This window comes from Streptomyces sp. NPDC054770, from assembly GCF_053611985.1.
On the sequence record NZ_JBSHBL010000163.1, the window covers coordinates 1 to 5,946 of the forward strand.

Annotated in this window: 3 protein-coding genes and 1 pseudogene; 1 reads left to right on the forward strand and 3 read right to left on the reverse strand. The window is 69.5% G+C overall.

All coding sequences use genetic code 11. The features are described from left to right. Positions 1 to 890: substrate-binding domain-containing protein (locus ACWGKQ_RS51650; protein ID WP_453299089.1), on the reverse strand; the 890-nt coding region annotated here is incomplete at its 3' end. Between the two features lie 729 nt (positions 891 to 1,619). Here ACWGKQ_RS51650 and ACWGKQ_RS51655 point away from each other — a divergent pair. Then, a complete protein-coding gene (locus ACWGKQ_RS51655) occupies positions 1,620 to 4,451 on the forward strand; it encodes a SpoIIE family protein phosphatase (RefSeq protein WP_453299090.1) in 2,832 nt (943 codons plus the stop codon). A gap of 171 nt (positions 4,452 to 4,622) precedes the next feature. Here the strand turns inward: ACWGKQ_RS51655 and ACWGKQ_RS51660 are convergent, their stop codons facing one another. Then, positions 4,623 to 5,642 carry a Gfo/Idh/MocA family protein gene (locus ACWGKQ_RS51660; RefSeq protein ID WP_453299091.1) on the reverse strand — a complete coding sequence of 340 codons (1,020 nt, stop codon included), beginning with the start codon at positions 5,640 to 5,642 and terminating at the stop codon, positions 4,623 to 4,625. 28 nt (positions 5,643 to 5,670) lie between these two features. Continuing rightward, positions 5,671 to 5,946, reverse strand: a pseudogene (locus ACWGKQ_RS51665) (sugar ABC transporter ATP-binding protein); the annotation flags it as partial.

Below are 5,946 nucleotides of genomic sequence, written 5' to 3' on the forward strand. Positions count from 1 at the left end.
GAGTCGACGGACAGGTAGCCCTGGAGGTAGGGCTGCTGGTCGATGGCCCACTGGATCTTGCCCGACTTGACGGCGCCGACCGCGTCCTTGTTGAGGTCGAAGGTGGCGAGCTTGGCCTTGCTGCCGGCGTCGGCGATGGACTGGATTGCGGTCATCGCGAACGGGGCGCCGAGTGTCGTCACGTAGTCGATGGAGCTGTCCGTCTTGAGCTTGGCGGTGATCGTCGCCCGCACCGAGGGCATGTCGGTGCCGTTGACGTAGAGGATGTCGGTCTTGCCGCTGAAGGTCTTCTTCACGCCTGCGCAGCGGGCCTCCAGGGCTACCTGGCCCTGTTCCATGATCACGCAGACCGTGTGCTTGGCGCCGGCCTGGTTGAGCCTGCGCCCGAAGGCCTCGCCGGCGATGGTCTCATCCTGGCCGAAGTACTCGAGGAGACCCTGCTTCTTCCAGTCGTCCACACCGCTGTTGAAGCCGACGACGGGTATACCGGCCTGTTCGGCCTTGGCGACCACGGCCTTCATGGCATCCGGCTTGGCCAGGGTGACCGCGATACCGTCGACCTTCTGGTCGATCGCGTTCTGGACCAGGGTGGCCTGGTTGGGGCCGCTGGGGTCGCTGGAGTACACGAGCTTGACGTTGTCCTTGGCCGCGGCGGCCTCGGCTCCCTTGCGGATGGTGTCCCAGAAGGTGTCGCCCGGGGCCGCGTGGGTGATCATCGCGACCGTCATGCGCGGGGTGCCGGCCTTGCCTGCGGAAACGGCGGCCCCGCCTTCCTCGGCCTGCTTTCCTCCCGAGCTGCTGGAGCATCCGGCGAGGAGCAGTGCGGCCGCCGCTGCGGCTGCGGCGACAGGAACGAATCTGCGGGAGCGGGGGGCGGACGAACGGTCCATCTTTCCGGTACCTCACTGTGCGGCAGAGGGAAGGGTGAGGAGGCTGATCGAGCGAGCGCTCCGGATCACATGCCGTTAACACGGCTGTTGCCTGTGACGGATATCGAACCGTCACGCAACCTCGGGATCAACATGTGTAATGACATCATTTCTCCATCAAGGCAGGATGTCAGAACAATTGCTTGACGCTGGTTGCGCGTGACCTCTACACCTGAAACGAATGGGCGCCCCTGCCCTTTTCCGTCACGCTACCGGCAGTACCGGGAAGGCGCCCGCCACGTACATGAGGGCCTCGAACGGGGAAGTTATTTTGATGTACTGACCATGAATTGAGCGGGGGTCGAACTGCGCGTGCTCGGCCTGCAGAATCAGCGACGTCGTTTTCCCGGCGTTCGTGCCCGTCGGCACCCGAGAATGCCCAGCTGCGCATGCCGGCGTTGTTCCTCAGGACAGAAAGTGCCGTCGCGTCCCCCGATCATCCGGAGCCATGAACGGCAGGGGTGCCCCCTGCCGGTCGACCGTGCCTGCCAGGGTGCCGGTCCCCTGGGTGACCACCCCCGCTGGGCGGCCTGCCACGTTCCGGCACCCGCAGGAAGGGCCCTGGTGATTCAAAACCCGCGACGGCGCCTCGCCGCACACGGAAAGGCTGGACGCGGCTAGATTGAAATATGGTGTTGTATCCAATCGGATGGTCTACATCGCTACAACCTTCGCAGTCGGCTTAGGGGAGTGATCCCGGTGACCGAAGAATGGGGCGACCCGGACCTGGTCACGGCGCGGGCCCGTGAGCGGTTGCTGTCCGGTGAGACCGTCCTGGGAGGCCCGCGCGGGGCCATCCTGAGCTCGTGGCAGCGCTGTCGGCAACTGGCCATCAGCCCCGACCGATGGGCCCCGCCCTATGAGCCGGATCTCGACCTCGACGCCCCCTTGGTCCGCGCAGCCAGGCCGACGCTCGACTGGCTGCAGTCCCGGATCACCGGCACCCGGGCACGGGTGTCGCTCGCGGACCGTCAGGGGAGGAAACTTCTGCGCCGCATCGGCGATGCGTCCATGACCGGCCGTCTCGACGCCGCCTTCGACGCCCCCGGGTTCTGCTTCGCAGAACACGCCGTCGGCACCAACGGAATCGGCCTGGCACTGGTGGAACGGCGCCCCTGCCGCGTCCTCGGCGCGGAGCACTACACCGAGCAGACCCAGACCGACGCCTGCGTGAGCGTGCCCATCCGCAACCCCCTCGACGGGCACCTGGAAGGTGTCATCGACTTCGCGTGCGACGTGGCCGATGCCACCCCGGAGGTGGAATACCTCCTGTACGAAGCGGGCCAGGCGATCGAACGGCGGATACTGGAGCAGGCAACCGAGCGTGAGCGTGCCCTGCTGCGGGCGTACATGGCGGCCGAACGGCGGGCGTACGCACTGGCCCACTCCGCAGGAACGCCGGCGGCCCCTGGCGCGCCGCCTGGTGGCGGGAGCGGGCACGATGCCTCGCTGCTCCTGCGGGAGCGGGCCGCCGAGCTCGTCGCGGAGGGCCGCCGGGCCGCCGTCGAGGTACCCCTGGGACTCGGTGTGACGGCCACGCTGCTGTGCAGGCCGCTGGCGACCCCCTCCGGGGTGACCGGCTTCGCCGTCGAGGCTCTCTTCCCGGACGGCCCACTCCAGCACGTCATGAGAAGTACGACGGATACCGCCCGGGCAGGGCAGCGTCCCGGCAGCCCCCAGAACGCGGGCGCTGACACCCCACCGACACCGCAACACCGTCGTCCGGGCCCGGCAGCCGACCCGGCGTCGCACCCGATGGCCGGCCTGCCCGACGCCATCGGCCCGGCCGGTCCTCGGCGCGCCGCGGTTGTACAGCTGATCGGCGTGGGAGAACAGGGGATCGGCCGTCTCGCGGTGGCGGCACGGCGACGTCTCAGGTTGTTGATCGAGGCCGGCGCGCACATCGGCACCACCCTCGACGTGACCCGCACCGCCGAGGAACTCGTCCGGGCGGCCGTGCCCGAACTCGCCGACTTCGCCACGGTGGACCTTGCAGAGCCCGTCCTGCGCGGGGAGGAGCCGGGCAGCACGGTCGGGGCGGGCACCCCGCTGCGCCGCACCGCCCTGCACGGGCTCCACGAGGGCCTCTCCCTGTACCCGGTGGGTCACGTGGCCAGCTTCGTGGCCACCACGCCACAGGCACGTTGCCTGGCCAGCGGCCGAGCAGTACTGGAAGCCGACCTGCGCGCCGCTCCCGGCTGGAAGGCACAGGATCCCGAACGCATCGAGCAGCTCCTCGCACGGGGTGTCCACTCACTGATCAACGTCCCCTTGTGTGCCCGTGGCGTCACCCTGGGCGTGGCCGGCTTCTACCGCCGGACACAGCCGGAGCCCTACGAGGAGGACGACGCTGCTCTGGCCTCGGAGCTGGCTGCCCGTGCCGCGCTGTGCCTCGACAACGCCCGTCGCTACACCCGCGAACGCGCCACCGCGCTCACCCTGCAGCGCAGCCTCCTGCCGCGGGAGCTTCCCGAACAGAGCGCGGTCGAGGTCGCCCACCGCTACCTGCCGGCCCGCGCCGACGTGGGCGGCGACTGGTTCGACGTCATCCCGCTGTCCGGCACCCGCGTCGCCCTCGTCGTGGGGGACGTCGTCGGCCACGGCCTGCACGCCGCGGTCACCATGGGCCGCCTGCGCACCGCCGTACACAACTTCGCCACCCTCGACCTCGCCCCGGACGAACTCCTCGCCCGCCTCGACGACCTTGTCATCGACCTCGACCGGAGCCGAACCGGCGCCCCGGACGACGCCGATGTCATCGGCGCCACGTGCCTGTACGCCGTCTACGACCCGGTCTCGCAGTCCTGCACCCTGGCGCGCGCGGCCCACCCCCCGCCCGTCGTGGTCCACCCCGACGGCACGGTGGAGTACCCCGACCTGCCCGCCGGCCCGCCCCTCGGGCTGGGCGGCCTGCCCTTCGAAGCCGGCGAGCTGCACCTGCCCGAAGGCAGTCAGCTCGTTCTTTACAGTGACGGGCTCATCGAGGACCGCGACCGTGACATCGACGACAGCCTCGACCTCCTGCGCCGGGCCCTTGCCCACCCCGACCGGCCCCCGGAACAGACGTGCCGGGCCGTCCTGGACGCCTTCCCCACCCCGCACAGCAGCGACGACGTAACCCTGCTCGTCGCCCGAACCCGCGCACTTCCGCCCGCGAACATCGCGACCTGGGACGTGCCCGACGACCCCGCCGCCGTCTCCGACATCCGCGCCGCCGCCGTGCGGCAGCTGTCGGAGTGGGGACTTGACGAAGCCGCCTTCACCACCGAACTCGTCCTCAGCGAGCTGATCGCCAACGCCATCCGGCATGCCAAAGCCCCCATCCAGGTACGCCTGCTCCGCGACCGCACGCTGATCTGCGAGGTCTCCGACAGCAGCAGTACCTCACCCCATCTGCGCCATGCCGCGGACACCGACGAGGGCGGACGGGGCCTGTTCCTGGTAGCCCAGTTCGCCGACCGCTGGGGCACCCGTTACACCGCCGACGGCAAGGTCATCTGGGCCTCACAGCCACTTGTCTGACATGCCTCGCGTCGGGCAAGGGCTGTCGCGGGCTTGAGATCCCCAGGGGTCAGGTGACCGGGTTCCCGGTACCGCGGCAGTGGTCGTTCTGGCGACCGGTCGAGCGGTAGCGGACAGGGGGAGAGGGCGGTACCGGTCAGGTACCGCCCTCTCCCAGATCGGCGTGTGCGGCTACCGATAAAGCGCCGGCCTCTCGATCAACTCGACCTCGACGCGCCGTTTCTGCCGCTGGGACAGCACGCCCGCCTCACACACGGCCGCGACCGCGTAGCCGTCCCAGGCGCTGGGGCCCGTCGTCTCACCAAGTCGTGTGGCGTCCACCCAGGCCTGGACCTCGCGGTCGTAGGCGTCCTCGAATCGCTCCAGGTAGTCCGGGGTGACCGCGCCGCCCCAACGGCCCGCCGCGGTCAGCCGCGGGCCGCGTTCGTCGTCGATGCGTACGATGCCCCGCTCGCAGACCGCTTCGGCGTGCGCCTGGTAGCCGTAGCCGCAGTGGCCGAAGATCTCGACATCGACGAGGGCACCCGACTCGGTCTCGAAGAGCACGAACTGAGGGTCGCTCATACCGGCCGGGGCGTACGACGTTGCGGCGGGTTTGTGCACGGTGACCGCGGTGATCTCCTGGTCGAGGAGCCAGCGGGTCACGTCCATCTCGTGCACCACCGAGTCATTGATGAGCATCTCCTCGGTGAACCCCGACGGCATGGCGGGGTTGCGGTGCCGGTGGTGCAGCATCAGCGTCCTGCCCAGATCCCCACGGTCGAGGAGCCGTTTCAGCTTCATGTACTCGGCGTCGTACCGCCGCATGAAGCCCACCTGGATACGCCGGTGCCCGAGTTTCTGTTCCGCCTCCAGAACACGGAGCGCGGAGGCCGCGTCGGGGGTGAGCGGCTTCTCGCACAGCACCGGCAGGTCACGGCCGAGGGCTTCGAGCAGGGCCGCCTCGTGGGCAGGCCCCGGGGAGGCGATGAGGACGGCGTCCACATCCTGCGCGGCCATCGCCGCCGCGGGTTCGGTGTACGCCGTACAGCCCTCGACCGCGTCCGCGAGCGTCCTGGCGCGCTCCGCCTCGATGTCGACGACGGCGGTCACGCGGGCCCCGCTGACGAGGTGATGGATGCGGCGCGCATGGTCCGCGCCCATCTTCCCGGTGCCGACGACGGCGATGCCGAGGGCTTGTTGGGATGGCATGTTCTGATGTCTCCGCTGCTCGTGAACGTCAGTTGGCCTGCGGTACGCCGACCTGTAGGTCCTCCTCTTCGGGAAGCCCCTCGACGTCGACTCCGCGGACCTGTGACAACTCGTGCTTGAGCGCGGCGAGCTCGGCGCCGCCCGCCATGTGGTTGGTCAGTTCTTCGAGGTCGATCTCCTCGCGGGCGGCGGAGAGTTCCATGGTGCCCAGGCGCAGGACGCTGAAGTGGTCGCCGACCATGTAGGCGTGGTGGGGGTTGTGGGTGATGAAGATGACGCCGAGGCCGCGTTCGCGGGCGGCGGC